The 19,016-nt window shown below is 60.0% G+C and carries 20 protein-coding genes and 1 pseudogene (2 of these 21 running past the window's edge); 12 read left to right on the plus strand and 9 right to left on the minus strand.

Annotated features, from left to right (window positions below):
• Positions 1 to 294 (minus strand): annotated as a pseudogene (locus FVQ81_00260) (ROK family protein) (it extends 309 nt beyond the left edge of the window).
• Positions 1 to 644, minus strand: the 5' portion of a protein-coding gene (locus tag FVQ81_00265; protein ID MBW7995008.1) for an ROK family protein. Its footprint begins 37 nt before the window's first position; 644 of the gene's 681 nt are visible here — the first part of the coding sequence; it begins with the start codon at positions 642 to 644; the stop codon falls past the left edge of the window. Before FVQ81_00265 ends, FVQ81_00260 begins: the two are co-directional and overlap by 331 nt.
• 162 nt (positions 645 to 806) lie before the next feature.
• The gene (gene pheA, locus FVQ81_00270; protein MBW7995009.1) at positions 807 to 1,616 is read right to left on the minus strand and encodes a prephenate dehydratase; all 810 of its coding nucleotides are present in this window, start codon (positions 1,614 to 1,616) and stop codon (positions 807 to 809) included.
• A gap of 121 nt (positions 1,617 to 1,737) precedes the next feature.
• Positions 1,738 to 2,559, minus strand: a complete 822-nt coding sequence (locus tag FVQ81_00275; protein MBW7995010.1) for a hypothetical protein — start codon at positions 2,557 to 2,559, stop codon at positions 1,738 to 1,740.
• 7 nt (positions 2,560 to 2,566) lie between these two features.
• The gene (locus FVQ81_00280; GenBank protein MBW7995011.1) at positions 2,567 to 3,415 is read right to left on the minus strand and encodes a hypothetical protein; all 849 of its coding nucleotides are present in this window, start codon (positions 3,413 to 3,415) and stop codon (positions 2,567 to 2,569) included.
• Between the two features lie 372 nt (positions 3,416 to 3,787).
• Positions 3,788 to 4,624, minus strand: a complete 837-nt coding sequence (locus tag FVQ81_00285; GenBank protein MBW7995012.1) for a succinate dehydrogenase iron-sulfur subunit — start codon at positions 4,622 to 4,624, stop codon at positions 3,788 to 3,790.
• Between the two features lie 12 nt (positions 4,625 to 4,636).
• Positions 4,637 to 4,993 (minus strand): hypothetical protein, encoded by a 357-nt coding sequence (locus tag FVQ81_00290; protein ID MBW7995013.1) that lies wholly within the window; start codon positions 4,991 to 4,993, stop codon positions 4,637 to 4,639.
• A gap of 22 nt (positions 4,994 to 5,015) precedes the next feature.
• Positions 5,016 to 5,468: a hypothetical protein gene (locus tag FVQ81_00295; protein MBW7995014.1), complete on the minus strand. Its 453-nt coding sequence runs from the start codon at positions 5,466 to 5,468 to the stop codon at positions 5,016 to 5,018.
• 11 nt (positions 5,469 to 5,479) lie between these two features.
• A complete protein-coding gene (locus FVQ81_00300) occupies positions 5,480 to 7,198 on the minus strand; it encodes a succinate dehydrogenase/fumarate reductase flavoprotein subunit (protein ID MBW7995015.1) in 1,719 nt (572 codons plus the stop codon).
• Between the two features lie 744 nt (positions 7,199 to 7,942).
• Between FVQ81_00300 and FVQ81_00305 the strand changes: the two genes are divergently transcribed.
• The 12 genes from FVQ81_00305 to xseB all read left to right on the plus strand — a co-directional run bounded on the left by FVQ81_00305 (position 7,943) and on the right by xseB (position 19,011).
• A complete protein-coding gene (locus FVQ81_00305; GenBank protein ID MBW7995016.1) occupies positions 7,943 to 8,482 on the plus strand; it encodes a translation initiation factor IF-3 in 540 nt (179 codons plus the stop codon).
• 75 nt (positions 8,483 to 8,557) lie between these two features.
• A complete protein-coding gene (gene rpmI, locus FVQ81_00310; protein ID MBW7995017.1) occupies positions 8,558 to 8,755 on the plus strand; it encodes a 50S ribosomal protein L35 in 198 nt (65 codons plus the stop codon).
• A gap of 56 nt (positions 8,756 to 8,811) precedes the next feature.
• Positions 8,812 to 9,162, plus strand: a complete 351-nt coding sequence (rplT, locus tag FVQ81_00315; GenBank protein ID MBW7995018.1) for a 50S ribosomal protein L20 — start codon at positions 8,812 to 8,814, stop codon at positions 9,160 to 9,162.
• Between the two features lie 221 nt (positions 9,163 to 9,383).
• Entirely contained in the window at positions 9,384 to 10,412 is a 1,029-nt protein-coding gene (gene pheS / locus FVQ81_00320; GenBank protein ID MBW7995019.1) for a phenylalanine--tRNA ligase subunit alpha, read from the plus strand.
• A gap of 85 nt (positions 10,413 to 10,497) precedes the next feature.
• A complete protein-coding gene (locus tag FVQ81_00325; protein ID MBW7995020.1) occupies positions 10,498 to 12,894 on the plus strand; it encodes a phenylalanine--tRNA ligase subunit beta in 2,397 nt (798 codons plus the stop codon).
• A 92-nt stretch (positions 12,895 to 12,986) separates the two neighbouring features.
• A complete protein-coding gene (locus tag FVQ81_00330) occupies positions 12,987 to 13,247 on the plus strand; it encodes a hypothetical protein (GenBank protein MBW7995021.1) in 261 nt (86 codons plus the stop codon).
• Between the two features lie 178 nt (positions 13,248 to 13,425).
• Entirely contained in the window at positions 13,426 to 13,749 is a 324-nt protein-coding gene (locus tag FVQ81_00335) for a cell division protein ZapA (protein ID MBW7995022.1), read from the plus strand.
• 367 nt (positions 13,750 to 14,116) lie between these two features.
• Positions 14,117 to 15,679, plus strand: a complete 1,563-nt coding sequence (gene rny / locus FVQ81_00340) for a ribonuclease Y (protein ID MBW7995023.1) — start codon at positions 14,117 to 14,119, stop codon at positions 15,677 to 15,679.
• A 22-nt stretch (positions 15,680 to 15,701) separates the two neighbouring features.
• Complete coding sequence (locus FVQ81_00345) at positions 15,702 to 16,487, plus strand: TIGR00282 family metallophosphoesterase (GenBank protein MBW7995024.1); 786 nt, start codon at positions 15,702 to 15,704, stop codon at positions 16,485 to 16,487.
• Positions 16,488 to 16,593: 106 nt separating this feature from the next.
• On the plus strand, positions 16,594 to 17,478 hold the full coding sequence (gene folD, locus FVQ81_00350; GenBank protein ID MBW7995025.1) for a bifunctional methylenetetrahydrofolate dehydrogenase/methenyltetrahydrofolate cyclohydrolase FolD: 885 nt from the start codon (positions 16,594 to 16,596) through the stop codon (positions 17,476 to 17,478).
• Positions 17,479 to 17,488: 10 nt separating this feature from the next.
• Positions 17,489 to 18,772, plus strand: a complete 1,284-nt coding sequence (gene xseA / locus FVQ81_00355) for an exodeoxyribonuclease VII large subunit (GenBank protein ID MBW7995026.1) — start codon at positions 17,489 to 17,491, stop codon at positions 18,770 to 18,772.
• Positions 18,769 to 19,011 (plus strand): exodeoxyribonuclease VII small subunit, encoded by a 243-nt coding sequence (gene xseB / locus FVQ81_00360; GenBank protein ID MBW7995027.1) that lies wholly within the window; start codon positions 18,769 to 18,771, stop codon positions 19,009 to 19,011. The genes xseA and xseB overlap by 4 nt, the downstream gene beginning before the upstream one ends.
• Positions 19,012 to 19,016: the final 5 nt, after the last annotated feature.

Consider the following 19,016-nt stretch of genomic DNA (forward strand, 5'->3'; position numbering starts at 1 on the left):
CCCGTCAGGCCGCTCAGCGATGACTCCCGGCCGCTGTCGATTTCCTCCCGGACCTGGCCGACAATCCCCCTGGCCGAGGCGTAAGCCTCCAGATGGCCCTCCATGCCGCAGGCGCAGCGACGGCCCTCTTTCTGCACCACCGCGTGGCCGATCTCGCCAGCCACATGGTACCCGCCGCGGTGGATCCTGCCGCCGATCACCACGCCGCCGCCGATCCCGGTGCCCAGGGTAACCACCAGCAGATGCTGCTTGCCCGCGCCCGCGCCGAATATCGCCTCGCCCATCACCGCGCACTTGGCGTCATTGTCCACCCAGGTTGGCAGGCCGAAGCGGTCGGCGATGGGGGAGCGGATCTGCCGGCCGGTCCAGTCTGGGATATTGGGCGCGCACTGCAGCACCACGCCGGTTTCGGTGTTGATCACCCCCGGCGAGCCGAGCCCGATCCCGTTGACCCGGCAGCTTCCGGCCTTTTCCAGCGACTGTTCGATACCATCCAGGATATTGCGGATAACCGCGTCGGGGCCGTGTTCGCCGCCGGTGGGGCGGTCGAAATGGTCGATCAGCTCGCCATCGGGCGCCACCAGGCCGAACACCACGTTGGTGCCGCCCAGGTCGATACCGACTGTGCAGACTTTCTCGCTCATCACTAACCTTACACGCAATAAACAGTGAGTTCCAAGAGGGATAGTGTACGCAGCAGCCGAGGGAGAAGAACGCTTTTCGCAATCGGCCGGCCGGACGCAGTTAATCTATACCTCAGGTGCGGCACGTGTCAAACGAAGAGCGGGAAACGCGGGGGGAGGGGATCAATATTGACGGGGATAACTGCCGAGCACGCGGACGAACGCTATTTTTTCCAGTTCATGCACCGCCTCGGCCACGCGCTCGTCGCGGATATGGCCCTGAACGTCGATATAAAACACGTAATCGCCCAGACGGCCCTTCGAGGGCCGCGACTCGATCTTGCTCAGGTTCACGCCCAGGCCGGCCATCTTGCCCAGCATCTCGTGCAGCAGCCCCGGATAATCGACCCTGGGGTAGAGCGAGAGACTGGTGCGGTCGTATCCCGTAGCCTCGGTGGCGTTGGCCGAGATCATCACGAACCGGGTAACATTGTAGCGGTTGTCCTGGATCGCATCGTGGACTGATACGAGTTCATAGAGCTTGATCGCGAGAGCGGGCAGGATCGCGGCGGTTGAGTCGGTCTGGTTTTCGGCCAGCATCTCTGCGCTCTTGCCGTTGCTGCTGGTGAGGATTACCTCGGCAGCGGGGTAGTTCTCGCGGACGAAATTTTCGCACTGGGCATAACTCTGAGGGTGGGCCAGGATGGTAGTTATCCTGCCGCCGGACTTACAGACCGCCAGGTGCTGGACCACGGGATGGACCACTTCGCGTTCGATTGTCAGCTTACTGTTGTTGAGCGTATCCAGGGTCTCGGATACGGAACCGCCGACAGAGTTTTCCAGGGGAACCAGGCCGCGTGCAGCCGCGTTCTTTTCGACCGTCTCGAAAACGTCGCGGATCGTGCGCTGGAAGTCGATATCCGCGCCGGGGTCGATCTTAAGCGCGGCTTCGTGGCTGAACGTACCCCGGGGGCCCAGGATGGAGAGGTTCATCGGTCCTGCCGTCAACTGAGTGGGAACGGCCGCATCGGCGCGGGATGCTGCGCTGAAGTGGAACAGGAACAAAAATAAGACTGGCGGGAGGCAAAGTCAATCATCAGCGGGGAGCCGATAGTCAGGGGTTCGGTACGCGATACGGCGGTTCCACGCTGTCGGCCGGGCTTACCGGCAGGACATGTTCGATGGGGTTAATCCGGGTCACGCCGCTCGGCTGGATCTCCGCGGTGTCTCCCCCGGCGAAGCGCGAGGGATCGAGCACACGGATCCCCACGTCCTCGGGAAGGTACTCGAAGCGGTATTCGCGGTATTTCCACCGCAGCTCATCGGGCCATCCCGCCAGCCACTGCTTGCCGTCGCGGCTGTTGCCGATTCCGATATTACCCAGTCTCAGCAGCAGTTCCTGGAGAAAAGCGGAATAGAACAGGTCGTTCAGCGCGTAGCTTTTCCACTTCTGGTCGTCGCTGAAATTAAACCGCAGGATATTCGGTTCGCGAAACTGCATGTCCAGATCGGCGAAGAATGACTGCCAGAGGCTGTCCTGGCGAGCCAGCAGGTTGATCGCGTAAGCGGTGGTGTAAGCATTGATATTCAGGTAGTCGATCTGGCGGTTGGACTGGGCAAGCGCCTGCAGGATCAGTGCGTCAGGGATTTCATCGAACCGGTCGATCAGCCTGGTGGTATAGCGGTTGAGGCCCATGTTCACGACAATCTGGAAAAAGCCGGGAGGAATCGTATCGGCCAGGGTCACGGGCATGGACAAGGCGTAGTCCACAGAACGCAGCCCTCTCTCAGTCGAATCGGCCGCCGGGGTCGAATCAGATTCAAGCAGCAGCTCTTCCACTGTTTGCGCCTGGACCGGGCAAGCGGCCGGTCCAGCCATCGCCAGGGCGATCAGGGCCGGCAGCAAACCATGAATGATTGTTCCGGGCGCGTTCACGGGCGGCTCACTTGCTGAACATCTTCTGGAGCGCATTGACTCTCTCGGGCTGGACACCCAGGCTTTTGCTTTTGCGGATCAACTGTTTTTCCAGTTTGAGGATATCCTGTTCGTATTTATTGACCAGTTTCTGGCTTTCGGTGGTGGGTTCTTTGGCCATTTCCTTGCGCCGGACGTACAGCAAACCTTTCTTGTTGTTGAGCAGCAGGATCATGTTAACGATTTCGCGTTCGGGGTCGTGCTTGTCTTCCTGGTCGCGGTTGGCTGCGAACTGGTCGGCGAACTTGCGGAACGCATACTCGTCCAGTTTGCTGAAATCGCTTTCGAACTGGTCAACCTGCTCGCGGAGGTTTTCCCAGCGGGTACTGAGTTCCGCGCTTTCCTCGGTCATCTGCGGCAGCATCAGCAGGCTTTCGTCAACCCGGCGCTTTTCATCGTTGATCCGCTGCTTGTCCTGATTGTTGAGCGCCAGCAGGGTTTTGATCTCGTTTTCAAGGTTCGAGCGGCTGAGTTCCAGGTCCAGCTTATCCCCGCCAGTGACCAGACCGACCCTGACCTTGACCAGCTTGAGCTCTTCGATCAGCTCGCGGGTCCGGCTGCGGCGCTGACGGACCCGGACTTTCAGCGCGACAACCTGTTCCTTGCTTTTCTGAGCGTCCATTTCGACGGACTGGACTGCCCGTTCCGCCTGGAGATACCGGTTGTAGGCGGTCTGCTCGGATATGTAGAGGCGCATCAGGTTGACCTTGAATTCGCTGATTTTGCGTTCACGCTGAATGCGGAGCACCATCGTCCAGCCGGCGATAATCACGCCCATCCCTACTACGATGGCACCGAAAACGATCAAGGAACCCATTGTTAATCCCGCGCGCTGGTAAACGAGGTGTGCTTTGCCCGGACATTATCGAGGCAGCCGTCCCGGACAAGAAATAACTTTTCTGCGGGCTGAACAGGCTGCGCATACCGAACGGTATTCTCCAGTTACGATAAGGCAGATATTGAGCATACAGTTAACTTATACAAGCAGCCGAGTTTCGCAACACTTTTCCGGATTAAGTTTCTGATATTTCCGCTGGGTCAGGCCCAAAAAACATATCTTGCACCGATATTCTGTATTTCGGCAAAATCCGGCGATGCTTGACTTTCAGTGGGGGGAGAATTGGACAAAAAACCGGGTGGGCAAGCCCACCCGGTTACGCGGAACTTTAACATCCGGCGAAGCGTAATTTCAGACAGTTTTTTCCGGCGCCTCGGGGATACCCTCCCTGCGGCCGATACCCTCCGGGGTTTTCGCCAGTTGCGCCGGTTTCTGTTTATGGCCGAAAACCTTGCGTTTGAGCAGGTCGCGCTTGAGCAACTGGATTCCCAGCGACGGGTCAACGCCCTTGGGGCAGGCCTCGCTGCAGGCTCCTGCGTAATGGCAGCGGAACAGGCTGTTGGGATGCTCCAGTGCATCGAGCCGCTGGCCCAGACCCTCGTCACGGCTGTCGGCGGCATAACGGAACGCCGCGGCCAGCGCCTGCGGTCCGGTGAACTTGCGGTCGGTGGCATTGGTGGGGCAGGCCGCCAGGCAGGCGCCGCATTTGATACAATAGGCGAACTGGAGGTATTCCTCCAACTCATCAGGGCTCTGGTAATACTCGCCGGAGGGATTGTCCTGCTCGTCGGTGTCCGAGCGGATGAGATAGGGCAGGACACTTTCGTGCTGGGCCATGAAATCGCCGAGGTCCGGGACCAGGTCGCGGATGATCGGGTAGTTGGCCAGGGGACGGACCTCGATGACCTGCGTGCTGATCTCCACTATCTGGGTCTGGCATGTCAGCTGCGGGAAACCGTTAACCTGCATGGCGCAGGAGCCGCAGATACCCATCCGGCAGCTTTTGCGGTAGCTGAGCGTTGGATCCTGGGTTTCCTTGATATGCATCAGGGCGTCCAGGATTGTCATGCCGTGCTTGAGTTCGATCTTGTATTCCTGGAAATGAGGCTCGCTGTCCTTGTCCGGGTCGAAGCGGAGGATGCGGAACGTCATCACCTTGCCCTCGTAATCCTTATGCTGATCCGTCATGATTGCCCTCCCTCAGCCCAGAAAGCCGGCGATTATGGCCCAGGCGCCGTAAAAGAAGAACCCCCACCCGGCCCCCACCAGCAGCACGTTGATTGCTTTACGCGGTCCGGGACCGATAAACGACAGCTCGAACACGATCGAGCGCAGGCCGTAGAGGCCGTGGTACAGGGCGGCGACCAGCAGAATCAGGTAGACTGCCAGGTAGAACGCCATGCCGCTGCGGGCGTCCACCGAGGCGAACGTGAGCACCTCGCCGCGGGGAATCCCGATCAGCCCGCCCACATGCATCACGCCGAAATGAATTCCCAGCACCACCAGCATCACCGCACCGGCTGCCAGGTGCATCAGCCACAGAGTCGATTCACGCATCTCGATCTCCTCTCCGCCTGGTTCAGTGACCGGCAACGATGAAAAATTCCCAGCCGCCGTAGCCGACCAGGGCCGCGGTGGCGATGAACACGGTATAGACTGCCCAGCGTTGCTTGAGCGCGGCGACCGTGAATGGGTACACCGGCCGCTCGGGCTGGCGCATCAGGAATCCGAAATGGGTCAGCAGGAGCCTGATTCCGTTAAGCGCATGGAACACCGCGCAGACGAATAAGAGGAACTCGCCGATCGGCAGCAGCCCCTGGTTGACCAGTCCCATCACGGATTCCCAGTTCGACTGTTCGAGTTTCTGCCCCGTGACCAGCAGGTGCATGGGCAGGTAGAGCAGAACGCTCAGTCCGGTTACCCGTTGCAGGATATAGAGATGCCGCTCTATCCCGTAACGGCCGGCCCAGGCCCAGCCCGGCACTCCCTTAAGATTGGAGTGTGTCTTGGGTTGCAGTTCGGGGAATTTCATCGGTGTTCCTCCTAATATTTCCGTTCCACCGGTTTCCAAGTGTTTATCGTCACGTCGGAATAGCTCAGCCTCGGCCCGTCGGGAGTCCAGTGGGCGATAGTATGCTTGAGCCAGTTGTCATCGTCACGAGTGGTGTAGTCCAGCCTGGCGTGGCCGCCGCGGCTTTCCCGGCGCACCAGGGCGCCGGAGAACGCCACCTCCGCCGCGTCGAGCATGCAGCCCAGTTCCAAGGCGTACATCAGGTCGATATTATAGGCTTTGCTGCGGTCGCGGACCGTGATTTTCCGGTAACGGTCTTTCAGCTCGGCCATTTTTTCCAGGCCCTTGCCCAGACCCTCTTCGTTGCGGTAGACGCCCAGGTTTTCGTCCACGTTACGGCGCAGGTCGCCACGGATCTGGTAGACACTCTCGGCGCCATCGCGTTTCAGCAGGTCGTCGAACAACTCGGCCCTGGCCCTGGCGATCGCCGCTTCCGGAGTTTTTAGATCGCCCTCGCAGCCCTCGACAAATTTCGCGGCTTCCTCGCCGGTGATCTTGCCCCAGACCAGGCATTCGGCCGTGGAGTTGGTGCCCAGGCGGTTTGCTCCGTGCAGGCTCACGCAGGCGGACTCGCCCGCGGCCCACATCCCTTCGACACTGGTCTTGCCGTCGATGTCCGTGTGGATTCCGCCCATGGTGTAGTGGAACACCGGACGAACCGGGATCATTTCCTCGACAGGGTCCACGTCCACGAACTTCATCGCCAGCTCCCGGATGAAACCCAGGCGCTCGTTGATCATGTCCGCTCCCAGATGGCGCAGGTCGAGAAGGACATAATCGAGGCCGTTCTGGCCCTTGAATCCCCGCCTTTCTTTGATCTCGGTAATCATCGAGCGGGAGATGATATCGCGGGGAGCCAGTTCCATCTGCCCCGGGGCGTAGCGCTCCATGAACCGGTCGCCATCGGCGTTGCGCAGGTAGCCGCCCTCGCCTCGGCAGCCCTCGGTCATCAGGATCCCGGTGGGGATCAGCCCGGTGGGGTGGAACTGGATAAATTCCAGATCCTTGAGCGCCACTCCGGCCCGGTAGGCCATCGCCACCCCGTCGCCGGTGACAGCATGGCTGTAGGTCGTGAACCCGCTCATCCTTCCCGCCCCGCCTGTACAGATAATCAGCGTCTTGGCAAGCATCACGTGGAACTCGCCGGTGGCCAGATCAAATGCGGTCAGGCCGCGGAACTGGTTGTCTTCGACCAGGATCGAGGTCACGAACCACTCGTCGTAGCGCATGGTGTTCTGGTAGCGGGTCAGGGTGTCGAAAAGGCACTGCATCTCGAAGAACCCGGTTTTATCGGCGGCGAAGGTGGCGCGGGGATAACCGTGCCCGCCGAACGCCCGCTGGTCGATCCGGCCGTCGGGACGGCGGCTCCAGGGGACACCCCAGTGCTCAAGCTGCCTGATCTCCTCTGGGGCGGCCTTGACAAACCGGTAGACGACATCCTGGTCGGCAAGGAAATCGCTGCCCTTGACCGTGTCCCAGGCGTGGAGGTCGAAACTGTCGCCCTCCTCCGGGCGCAGCATGGCCGCGGTGCCGCCCTCGGCAGCCACAGAGTGAGAACGCATGAGCTGCACCTTGCTCACCAGGCCGATGTCGATCTTGCCCCCGGTAGCGATCGAGGCCGACAGGGCAGCTCTCAGCCCGGCAAGACCGGAGCCGAGGATGAGCAGGTCATGAGTGATTATCTCTGCCATTGGCTAACTCCGGTAAGACGAAGTAAATGAGGGGAGTTGCTTGGAATCGATCGATTTTCCGGCTGCTTGAAGCAGGTGTTAGCGCAATGCGTAAGCGCATAGCATCACTTGAAAGCCGGTAACTTCGTAACCATGTCTATCTCAACGCTCCGGAGCGGTCCGATGTTGCGCGGCCATGGAACCTGATGGAATCAGACCGGATCGTGACCGGAGCACCCGGGCCGCTGTGCGCAGCGATGCGTTATCTATCAAAGCAGTGCGATATTGACCGGTTCTTTCAGGCGGGTATTTACCGGGAAATGCAAACGTCACTATACTACAACTGCACGAAAAGGGAAGTCAAGGGTAATAATTTCTCAAACTGCCGGAAATCACCTCCGGCGGCGGGGGCCGGAAGAGTTGCCAACTAGTTGACAAACACGTTGTCTGATAGTATCTTAGATTGCACGTAGGAGCACATCCTGGACATGGCGCGTTACGCTGTTGCCGGGGTGTCCGAGGCTGATTGCTCGTAACAAGATGACAGGTAGGGAGTTATCGCAGTTCCTGCCGCTTTTTTAGAACCGCCGAATGAAATGTCTGAATATTTTCAGATGATGGTGAGAGAGCCCGTGCAGTAATATTGAGCAGGCATACCCTTGCGGAGCGGATAAGTACAGTCCGCTTTTTTTTATAGATTTTATTGGCAATCCGGCAGGATTTTTATTATGCTGTTACCCCTTTACTCGGACGGCTAGGAGGCCTGTGAGTACTAAAAACGTACGCGTTAACAGTCAGATCCGCATATCTCCGATACGCCTTATCGATGACGAGGGCAACCAGGTTGGCGTTGTCGAGCTGGAGGAGGCACGGGCAATGGCCCGCGAGCGCGAACTGGACTTGGTTGAAGTTGCGCCGAACGCAAGGCCGCCGGTGGTCCGGATCATGGATTACGGCAAGTATAAGTACCAGGAAAATAAAAAAGCCAAGGAAGCTAAGAAAAAGCAGCATGTGGTCCAGTTGAAAGAGATCAAGCTGCGCAGCAAGATCGACGACCACGACCTGGATTTCAAAATGCGGCATGCCCGCAAATTTCTGGAAAAGCAGAACAAGGTCAAGGTCACCATGGTGTTCCGGGGACGGGAAGTGGTGCATAAAGAGCTGGGCGAGGATGTGCTGCACCGCTTTTTCAACGAGGTCGGTGATCTGGCGGTCAAGGAAAGCGAGATCAAGATGGAAGGCCGCAACATGATCCTGGTCCTGATACCCAAGAGCACGGATAAAGGCGATAAAAGCAAGGTGTGATGCAACAAAATTCAGTCAGGCCGAGATACGACACTGCGGCTGTGAAGCATTGAACATGAAGGAAGAGGTGTTATTGTGCCCAAGATGAAAACGCGCAGGGCCGCGGCCAAGAGGTTCAAGAAGACGGCTAACGGCAAGATCCGCCGGAAGAAAGCCTTTGCCAGCCACATCCTGACCAAGAAAGCGCCCAAGCGCAAAAAAAACCTGCGCAAAGCCACCCTGGTCGACAAGTCCGACCACGAGAGGGTGGACAGGATGCTGCCGTACCTCTAACGGAAACGCGGCGGGCTAAGCGGTTGAATCAGTCGCAAAAGTTGAAAGGATAGAAAATGCCTAGAGTTAAAACCAATGTCGCCAGTCACAGGCGCAAGAAAAAGATTCTCAAGGAGGCCTCCGGCTACCGCGGCGGGCGCAGCAAACTGCTGTGCACGGCACGCGAGGCGGTCGACCGGGCGAAGCGCTACTCCTATATCCATCGCAAGCAGAAAAAGCGTAATTTCCGTGCCCTGTGGATCCAGCGGATCAATGCCGCGACCCGGTTGTCCGGCATGTCCTACAGTCGCTTTATCGACGGGCTGAACAAGGCTGGAGTCGAGATCAACCGCAAGGTGCTCGCGGACATGGCGGTCCACGACCCACAGGGGTTCGAGAAACTGGTACACACCGCGCAGGGCAAGTGAGCGCTGATCCCGCTTCCGTCCGGACGGTCAAACCAGCCGCCGGCAATCAGGCAGTAATCTTCACCTTAAAAACCGCCGACCACGCATCGGTTTCCGACCGGATTCGCGCTCGCTTCCAGCAGGAACAGGGCCGGATTCCAGCCTTTTCAGGGAGCCGATAAACGTCGCGGTTTTTTTGTTTCTATGATGTATTAGCCAACAGCAGGCAGAGGCGTTTTAAGATGGCTGGATTGCTCGAAATAATCGACCGGATTGCCGCTCAGGCCCCCGCCCGGATCGAGCGGGCGGACGACCTGGACAGCCTGGAAGCGCTGCGGCTGGAATACCTGGGCCGCAAGGGCAGTCTTACACAGGCGCTCCACGGCGTCAAGGACGCCGCCCCGGACGAGCGCCCGCAGATCGGCAAAGGGGCTAACCTGCTCAAGACCAGGCTGTCCACGCTTATCGACCGACGGCGGGAGCAGCTCGAGCAGCAGGAAGCCGGCCGCCAGCTTGAAGCCGACAGGATCGATATAACCCTGCCGGGCAACAGGCTGTGGACCGGCTCGATCCACCCGCTGAATCAGGTGCTGGAGCGGGTCAACGAAATTTTCTTCGGGATGGGTTTCGCCCTGGCCGAGGGGCCCGAGGTCGAGGACGAGTTCCATAATTTCGATGCGCTCAACACCCCGGAGAACCATCCGGCCCGCGCCGAGCAGGACACGATGTACCTGGAGGGCGGAATGCTGCTGCGCAGCCATACCTCACCGGTGCAGATCCGCCATATGCAGGCGCACCAGCCGCCGGTCAGGATTATCGCACCGGGGCGCGTGTTCCGCCGCGACACTCCGGATGCCACCCACAGCCCGGTGTTTCACCAGGTCGAGGGCCTGTATGTGGACGAGCGTGTCACGTTCGGCGACCTGCGCTACACCCTGGAGCAGTTCGCCGGGCAGATGTTCGGCTCGGGCGCTGAACTGCGCTTCAGACCGTCGTTTTTTCCGTTCACCGAACCGAGCGCCGAGGTCGATATCCGTTGTATTTTCTGCCGCGGCAAGGGCTGCAAAGTCTGCAAGCAGGTGGGCTGGATCGAGCTGCTCGGCTGCGGGATGGTGGACCCCAACGTGTTCGACGCGGTCGGTTACGACAGCGAGCGCTACACGGGATTCGCGTTCGGACTGGGTATCGACCGGATCTGCATGACATTCAACGGGGTCAACGACATCCGGCTGTTCCTGGAATCTGACATTTCGTTCCTGGCCCAGTTCTGATTGGCATTTATTCGAGTTTCATTAGGTTATCCGGCAAGCGGAAGACACAATCCGGAATAGAGTATTATTTCAGCTATGAGACAAAATGGACGTCAGCTATAACTGGCTTAAATCGCTGATCGATTTCGAGATCGAGCCCCACGACCTCGCCGAGCGTCTGACCATGAGCGGCCACGCGGTCGAGGAAATGAGCCGTCCCGGCGAGGGTCTGGAGGACGTGGTAGTGGCGCGGGTAACCGCCGTGCGCGAGCACCCCGGCGCCGACCGTCTCCGCCTGGCCGAGGTGGACTGCGGCGCCGCTGAACCGGTGGTGGTAGTCTGCGGGGCGCCCAACGTGGCCGAGGGCGGAACCTATCCGCTGGCGCCTGAGGGAGCTGTGCTGGCTGGCGGGTTCAAGGTCGAAAAGGTAAAAATCCGCGGAGTGGAAAGCCGCGGGATGCTCTGCAGTGAACGGGAACTGGGGCTCAGCGACGAGGCCTCGGGCCTGATGGAGTTGCCCGGCTCGCTCGAACCGGGCGCGCCCCTGGCCGAGGCGCTTGGTCTCGACGACTGGCGGCTGACTCTCGAGGTCACCGCCAACCGCGGGGACATGTGGAGCCACCTCGGCGCGGCCCGCGAAATCCAGCCCTTCTGCGGTAACAAACTCACTCTGCCGCCCTCACAACCTGAGGAAACCGGCCCGGCGGTCGACACCCTGACCTCGGTCACCCTGGAAGACCCGGAAGGCTGCCCGCGCTATATGGCCCGGGTGATCACCGGCGTCAAAGTGGGGCCCTCGCCCGACTGGCTGGTACGCCGGCTGGAGTCTGTCGGCCAGCGCAGTATCAATAATGTGGTCGATGTCTCCAACTTCATCCTGCTCGAATTGGGCCAGCCTCTTCACGCGTTCGACCTGGACAAACTCGGCGAAAACCGGATTGTGGTCCGCCGGGCGGGCGACGGGGAACGGATCAAGACCCTTGACGGTGTCGGCCGCTCCCTGGACTCGTCGATGACCGTGATCGCCGATGCAGGCAGGCCGGTGGCGGTGGCCGGGGTGATAGGTGATCTGGCGACCGAGGTCAGCGAAAACACGACGCGGATCCTGCTGGAATGCGCTTATTTCGACCCGGCGACCAACCGAAGTACCGCGCGCAGGCTGGGGATGTTCACCGAGGCCAGCCGCCGTTTCGAGCGGGGAGTGGACTACGGCCTGATGCCCTACGCTGTCGACCGCGCGGCCAGGCTGATCGCCGGGGTTTCGGGTGGCGAGGTGGCTGTCGGTGTTATCGATATTTATCCCGAGGAGATCGCCCCGCCCTCCGTAACTCTTCGCGCCGGGCGTGTGGAGCGGCTTCTGGGTCTGGCGCTGACGGACGACGAGATAACGGAACTGCTGGAATCGGTGGATTTCAATGTCTCCAGGGAACAGCCTGGCGAATTTAAGGTGAAAGTGCCCACCTGCCGCGCACTGGACGTGACCCGCGAGGCCGACCTGATCGAGGAGCTGGCCCGTCTCTACGGGTACAATAAAATCCCGGTTCCCGATAAAATGACGGTCAGCCACGAGGGCACGGGCCGCGGCGGTCACTACTGGGAAAACCTGATCCGTTCCCGTCTGGCCGGCATGGGTTTCCGCGAGGCGATGACCACCACGTTCACCGGCTCCGGGAAAGTGGAGAAAATTTTCGGCGCGGGCCGGTTCGAGCCGATTAAATTCCTCATGCCCATGTCCAGCGATATGGACGTGCTGAGGCCCAGCCTGCTGGTAACCCTGCTCGACTGCGTGCGGCACAACATCAATAACCGTCACCGCGACCTGATGCTCTTCGAAATCGGCAACGTGTTCGCCCGCGAGCCTGGTCAGCGGGATACCGGCGAAACCCGACGGCTTGCCCTGGCTGTTACCGGCCGTACCAGTCCAGTGCACTGGAGCGGCGAAGCTGCCGAATGGGATTTTTTCGCGCTCAAGGGAGTGATGGAAGCCCTGTTCGCCAACCTCAGGCTCCCGTTGCCGGAAATGAAGCGCGGCGGTGACAGAATTCTGTTCGAGGCCCGGCGCGCGGAGATCTGCATGGACGGGAACCAGGTCGGCCAGATCGGCCTGCTCGATCCCGGCCTGGCCCGTGATCTGGACCTGGAGGAACAGGACGTTTTCCTGCTGGAACTCGATCTGGCTCCGCTGCTTGGTTCCACAGAAATGCCGTCCTACAGGGAAAGTTCTCCTTATCCTGGCATCCGCCGGGACATGTCTATCCTGGTCGATCTCGCGACTCCGGCCGGTGAGTTGATGAGCGAAATAAGCTCGACCAGCGAACTGGTGCGCGATGTGACCGTGTTCGATCTTTACGAGGGAGAACACGTGCCCGAGGGTATGCGCAGCCTCGCCTTATCGGTGGTGTTCCAGAGCCTGGAGCGGACGCTGGTCGATAAGGAGGCCGACAAGCTGTTCGAGGAGATTTTCGGCAGGCTGGTCGCCAGGTTCGGCATCAAGCCCCGCTGAACCGGTAATTGTGAAAGCTTATAATTCCTGTTGAATATTTAATCGGCCGGTCTTAGATTGGTTGACGAACCTGTTGACGGGGAAGCCTGCGAATGCCTCCAGCACTGGATAAGCTCGAGCAGCGTATCAGGGAACTCACCGGGTTGATCGACCAGCTCCGGGACGAGAACGATTCGTTCCGTCGCGCCGCCGCCGAGCTGAACGATCAGGTCAGCAGCGAGGATGCCCTGGAGCAGATCGAGCAGCTCAGGCGTGAGAACAGCCGGCAGCGGAAACTGCTTGTAACCGCCGATAAACGTCTGGGTTCTGTGCTCGAGGAGTTGGAAAAGCTGGTGGACGGCGGCAAAACCTGAGCCGGGGCTGTCGAGGCGCAGGAAGGCATGCGGGACTGGCTGGCGGCTTGTTGACTTCCGGTTTCCTTTGATTTAAATTTGATCAGCAGTGCCGAAATATTTTGGAAAATAGTACGTTAGCTGGATTGCTCCATAACTTTTTACTTGTTAATCGCGCTAGGTTGCGAACTAGACTGCTATGGTAGATGATAAATCCACTTCGATGAGAGTGACTATCTTCGGAGAGACCTACAATATTAAAAGCCAGGCTGACCAGGAATATACGGTCAGCGTGGCTGAGCATGTCGACCGGACTATGAAACTGATCAAGGGCCAGGTCGGGATGCAGGACCCTCTGAAGATAGCGATCCTAGCGTCTATGTCGATAACCGATGATCTGTTCCAGACACGGGATAAAGTAGAGAAGCAGGATCTTGAAATTGAAAACAGGTGTAACTCTTTACTCAATCTGGTAGAAGCCTATCTGGATGAACAGACAGAGCAGGAGCCGGTAAAAAGTTAGCCGCCGGTCTCCGGGCAATAGACAGGGATTATTCCCCGTCTGCGCGTGATTAACATTTGATCCTACAATAGACCGATGGGAGCTGGCTTCAGCGGATGACCTCACGCCCTGCATCGTCGGGGACTTGGGATTACGCTGGGAGGCATCCCACCCTGCAATGCAGGGGTCTACAGTTATCACGTGCGGCGGGGTTTCTTTTTTTGGTGGGCGTATGGCTGGCCATGACCAGGGATTGAGCTTTTAATGATATCGCTTAAAGCCGCGGATAACCCGCGACAGTATACATAAATCGCCGTTGCGCCGGGAGGGGCGGCGGCACTTAATGCCCCACATTAATGTGAATGCCGGAGCATAAATGTTCTCAGACCTGTCAATTTTATTGCCGATGGTCGGGATGCTGGTATCGGCAGTGGTCGTTTTCCTGCTGGGATTCTGGGTCAGCAAGCGCCTGGCCCGCAGCAAGCAGCAGGACACCGAGTCCCTGACCAGGAAGATGCTGGCCGATGCCGAAAAAGAGGCGGAAAATACCAAGAAGTCCGCCGAGATCGAAAGCAAGGAAAAATACTATCAGGCCCGGCTGGATTTCGAGCAGAAAACAGAGGGAAAGCGCAAGGAACTCGAGAATATCCAGCGCCAGATCCAGGAGCGGGAAGTAAACCTGGACAAGAAACTGGACATTGTCGATAAGAAAGAGGCTGAAGCCGCCAGGCTCAGCGAGGAAATCAGCATCCGCGAGCGCGTGGTGCGCAGCAAGGATGAAAAGCTGACCCAGCTGATCACCGAGCAGAACTCCCGACTGGAGCGGATCGCAGGCCTCAGCGCGGAGCAGGCCAAGCAGGAGCTGATCGAAAACCTCAAGGAAGAAGCCCGGATCGAGGCCGCCCAGTACATCAAGGACATCAAGGACAAAGCCTCCCGCGACGCCGAAAAAGAGGCCAAGCAGATTATCACCCTGGCGATCCAGCGCTGCGCCGCGGACCACGTGGTCGAATCCACGGTCAGCGTAGTCAATCTGCCGTCCGATGAGATGAAGGGCCGGATTATCGGCCGCGAGGGCCGCAATATCCGCTCCTTCGAGATGGCCACCGGGATCGATGTCATTATCGACGATACGCCCGAAGCGGTTATTCTTTCCGGCTTCAGCCCGATCCGCCGCGAGGTGGCGCGCCTGGCCATGGAGCGCCTGATCGCCGATGGCCGGATCCACCCGGGCCGGATCGAGGACGTGATCGAGAAATGCCGCAAGGAGGTCGAGGAAAAAATCCAGGCCGCCGGTGAGGAAGCCTGCTACGAAACCGGTGTCCACGGGATGCACACCGAACTGGTCTCCCTGCTGGGACGGCTCAAGTTCCGCACCAGCTACGGCCAGAACAACCTTCAGCACGCCAAGGAAGTGGCTGTGCTCTGCGGGCTGATGGCCGCCGAACTGGGGCTGGACGTGGATCAGGCCAAGCGCGCCGGTCTGATGCACGATATCGGCAAGGCGGTGGACCACGAGACCGAGGGCACTCATACGGAGATCGGTCTGGAGCTGGGCCGCAAGTACGGCGAGCCGGAGGCTGTGCTGGACGCGATCGCCAGCCACCACAACGACTCCGAGCCGCAGACCCTGATCAGCGTGCTGGTCCAGGCCGCGGATGCTCTTTCCGGGGCCCGTCCCGGCGCGCGCCGCGAAACCCTGGAAACCTATATCAAGCGTCTCGAAAAGCTCGAGGAGCTGGCCGACGGGTTCAAGGGCGTGCAAAAAGCCTATGCGATCCAGGCCGGCCGCGAGATCCGCGTAATGGTTTGTCCCGAGGAAGTGGACGACAAGTACAGCGACGTGCTGGCCGGTGAAATCGCCCGCCGGATCGAAAAAGAGCTCGAGTACCCCGGCCAGATCAAGGTGCTGGTGATCAGGGAAACAAGGTCAGTGGATTTCGCCAAGTAAGGCAAACCGAACGGAGCGGAGTTTGCGTATTCTATTTATCGCCGACGTCTTTGGTGGCCCCGGCCGCAAAGTTGTCGGCGCTTTATTGCCCGATCTGCTGGATGAAAAACAGGTCGATTTCTGCATTCTGAACGCTGAGAACGCCGCCGGCGGGTTCGGGCTTACCCCGGAACTGGCCGAGGAGTTCTACGAGTTCGGCATCGACCTGATCACCACCGGCAACCATATCTGGGACCGTAAGGAAATCTACCCTTTCCTGGAAAACCGGCGGGACATCCTGCGTCCCCTCAACTATCCCCCCAGCAATCCCGGCCGCGGAGCCGGCCTGTACCATCTCGATGACGGCCGAACGGTGGGCGTCATCAACCTCGAGGGCCGCGTGTTCATGCGTGATCTCGACTGCCCGTTCAGAACCGCGCTGCCCGCGATCGATAAGCTCAAGGAAGAGACCTCGATCGTGATTGTCGATTTCCACGCCGAGGCTACGGCGGAAAAAGTGGCCCTGGGCTGGTATCTCGACGGCAAGGTGAGCGCCGTGATCGGCACCCATACCCATATCCAGACAGCCGATGAGCGAGTACTGCCCGGCGGAACCGGTTATATCACCGATGCGGGGATGAGCGGCTCAATCGACGGGGTGATCGGGGTCAAAAAGGAGCTGGCGATCAAGCGTTTCCTGACCCAGACTCCCAATCGCTTCCAGCCCGCCGACAGCAACCTGGTGATGATGGGCGTGCTGCTTACGGTCGATGAGACCGCCGGCGACACCGATGAGATCGAGCGGTTCCAGATCCCCATCGGCGAGTAACTGACCGCTGGCGTCTTCCGGCCATTCCGATTACTTTCCTCTGTACAATAACATTAAGCCGAAATTGTCCGTATCGTACCTGAATCATGCGGGGAGGAGTGTTGCCATGACTGCCAGGCTTATCGATGGCAAAGCGATTGCGGAGTCTATCAAGGGGGAACTCAGGGGCAGGGTCGAGGCGCTGGCCGCCGGGGGCGTGCAGCCCGGACTGGCCACCGTCCTGGTGGGCGATGATCCGGCCAGCCGGGTCTACGTGGGCATGAAACAGAAAATGTGCGCCGAGCTGGGCATCCTCTCCGTACCCCACCCCCTGCCGGAGTCCACCAGCCGGGAAGAATTGCTGAAACTGGTCGACAAGTTGAATAACGATGACAAGATCCACGGAATTCTGGTCCAGTTGCCCCTGCCCGGACAGATCGACGAAAAGACCGTGATCGAGGCGATCAGCCCCGCAAAGGACGTGGACGGTTTCCATCCGGTCAGCCTGGGCCGGCTGGTGATCGGCATGGACGGTTTCCGGCCCTGCACTCCGGCCGGGATCCAGGAACTGCTGGTGCGCAGCGGGGTCGATCTGGCGGGCAAGGAAGTGGTGATTGTCGGCCGCAGCAACATTGTCGGCAAGCCCCTGGCCAATATCCTGATCCAGAAGGCCGATGGGGCCAACGCCACGGTCACTGTGGCCCATAGCCGCACCAGGGACCTGCCCGCTGTAATCCGCCGGGCCGATGTGCTGGTGGCGGCGATGGGTAAGGCCGAGTTCATCCGGGCCGATTGGGTCAAGCCCGGCGCGGTGGTTATCGACGTGGGCACCAACCGGGTTGACGATCCCGGCAAAAAACGCGGCTACCGTCTTACCGGCGACGTCAAGTTCGACGAGGTCAGGGAGGTCGCCTCGCTGATCACCCCCGTCCCCGGCGGCGTGGGCCCGATGACGATTATCATGCTGATGACCAACACGGTGATTTCCGCCGAGCGCAGGGCCGGCGCCTGAGGAGGCAACTCTGGAATACCGGGTTTACACGGTCAGCGGACTGACCGCCGATGTCAAGTACCTGATCGAAAGCAATTTCCCGCCGGTGTGGGTCGAGGGCGAGATCAGCAATTTCACCCATCACCGCTCCGGGCACATGTATTTCTCGCTCAAGGACGAGCAGTCCACCCTGCGCTGCGTCTTTTTCAAGCAGAACAACTTCCGCCTCGCCTTCGAGCCGGAAAGCGGGATGAAGGTGCTGGCGTTCGGCGAGTTGAGTGTCTACGAGCCCAGCGGGCAGTACCAGCTCAAAGTGGTCAGGCTTAAGCCGTTTGGTATCGGCGAGCTGCAGCTCGCCTTCGAGCATCTCAAGGAGCGGCTGGCCGCCGAGGGCATCTTCGACCCCGAGCGCAAGCGCCCGTTGCCCGGTTTCCCGGCTACCGTCGGCGTGGTAACCTCGGCCACCGGCGCGGCGGTACGGGATATTATTTCGGTTATTTCCCGCCGCTGCCCGCCCGTGCGGATCGTACTCTGCCCGGTCAGGGTACAGGGCGATGGCGCGGCGGAGGAAATCGCCCGCGGGATCGAGGCGTTCGGCCGCTGGGGTGAGGCCGATGTGCTGATTGTCGGCCGCGGCGGCGGCTCGACCGAGGACCTGTGGGCGTTCAACGAGGAGATTGTCGCCCGGGCGATTTACGATTCGCCGGTGCCGGTAATCAGCGCGGTGGGCCATGAGACCGACTTCACGATCGCCGACTTTGTCGCAGACATGCGCGCACCAACTCCCAGCGCGGCTGCCGAGTTCGCCGTCCCCGCCGCCGCCGAGCTGACCGCGGGAATCAGCAGCCTGGCCGGACGGATGACCCGGGTGATCCGTGATGAGTTCGAGCGCGCCTGGCAGCGGGTGGACGGATATGAAAGGGGAATGTCGCCGCGGCGGCTGGCGCAGAGGCTGGCGAATCAGCGCAACCGAGTGCAGGCACTGGTCAGGATGATGGCGGCCTGCCAGCACGCCAACCTGTCCGCCAACGCGGCGCGCTGGAACGGTATCCGCCGGGAACTCTCGGCGCTGAACCCGGCGGCCGTGCTGCAGCGGGGATTCGCTGTCGTCCGAAACGAGAGCGGCGAGCTCCTGCGCAACACCGGCAGGGTGAGGCTCGGAGAGTTGCTGGAACTGATACTCGCCGGCGGCAAGCTGGGCTGCCGGGTGGAAAGGATAGATTCAGACAGCGCGCAGCTGGCGACCGACGGCCGGTTGCCCGATCAATTCATTCACGCCCGGCACAGGCGGCCGGTGCGGGGGCGCAGCAAATGAGTCCAAAAAAGAAGCAGCAGGATTTCGAGCAGCTCTATGCCCGGCTGGAAGAGATTGTCTCCAGCCTCGAAGACGAGCAGCTGCCGCTGGAGAGTTCGATCGAGCTGTTTACCGAGGGCGTGGAGCTGGCGCTCGAGGCACGGGAGCGGCTCGAGGGCGGTGAACAGAAAGTCCGCCAGTTGATCGAAAAGCTGGAGGGCGGGTTCGAACTGGAAGATTTTCAGCCGGATGCGGAGTAATTTGA

This window comes from Candidatus Glassbacteria bacterium (genome assembly GCA_019456185.1).
Classification (GTDB): Bacteria; Gemmatimonadota; Glassbacteria; order GWA2-58-10; family GWA2-58-10; genus JAJRTS01.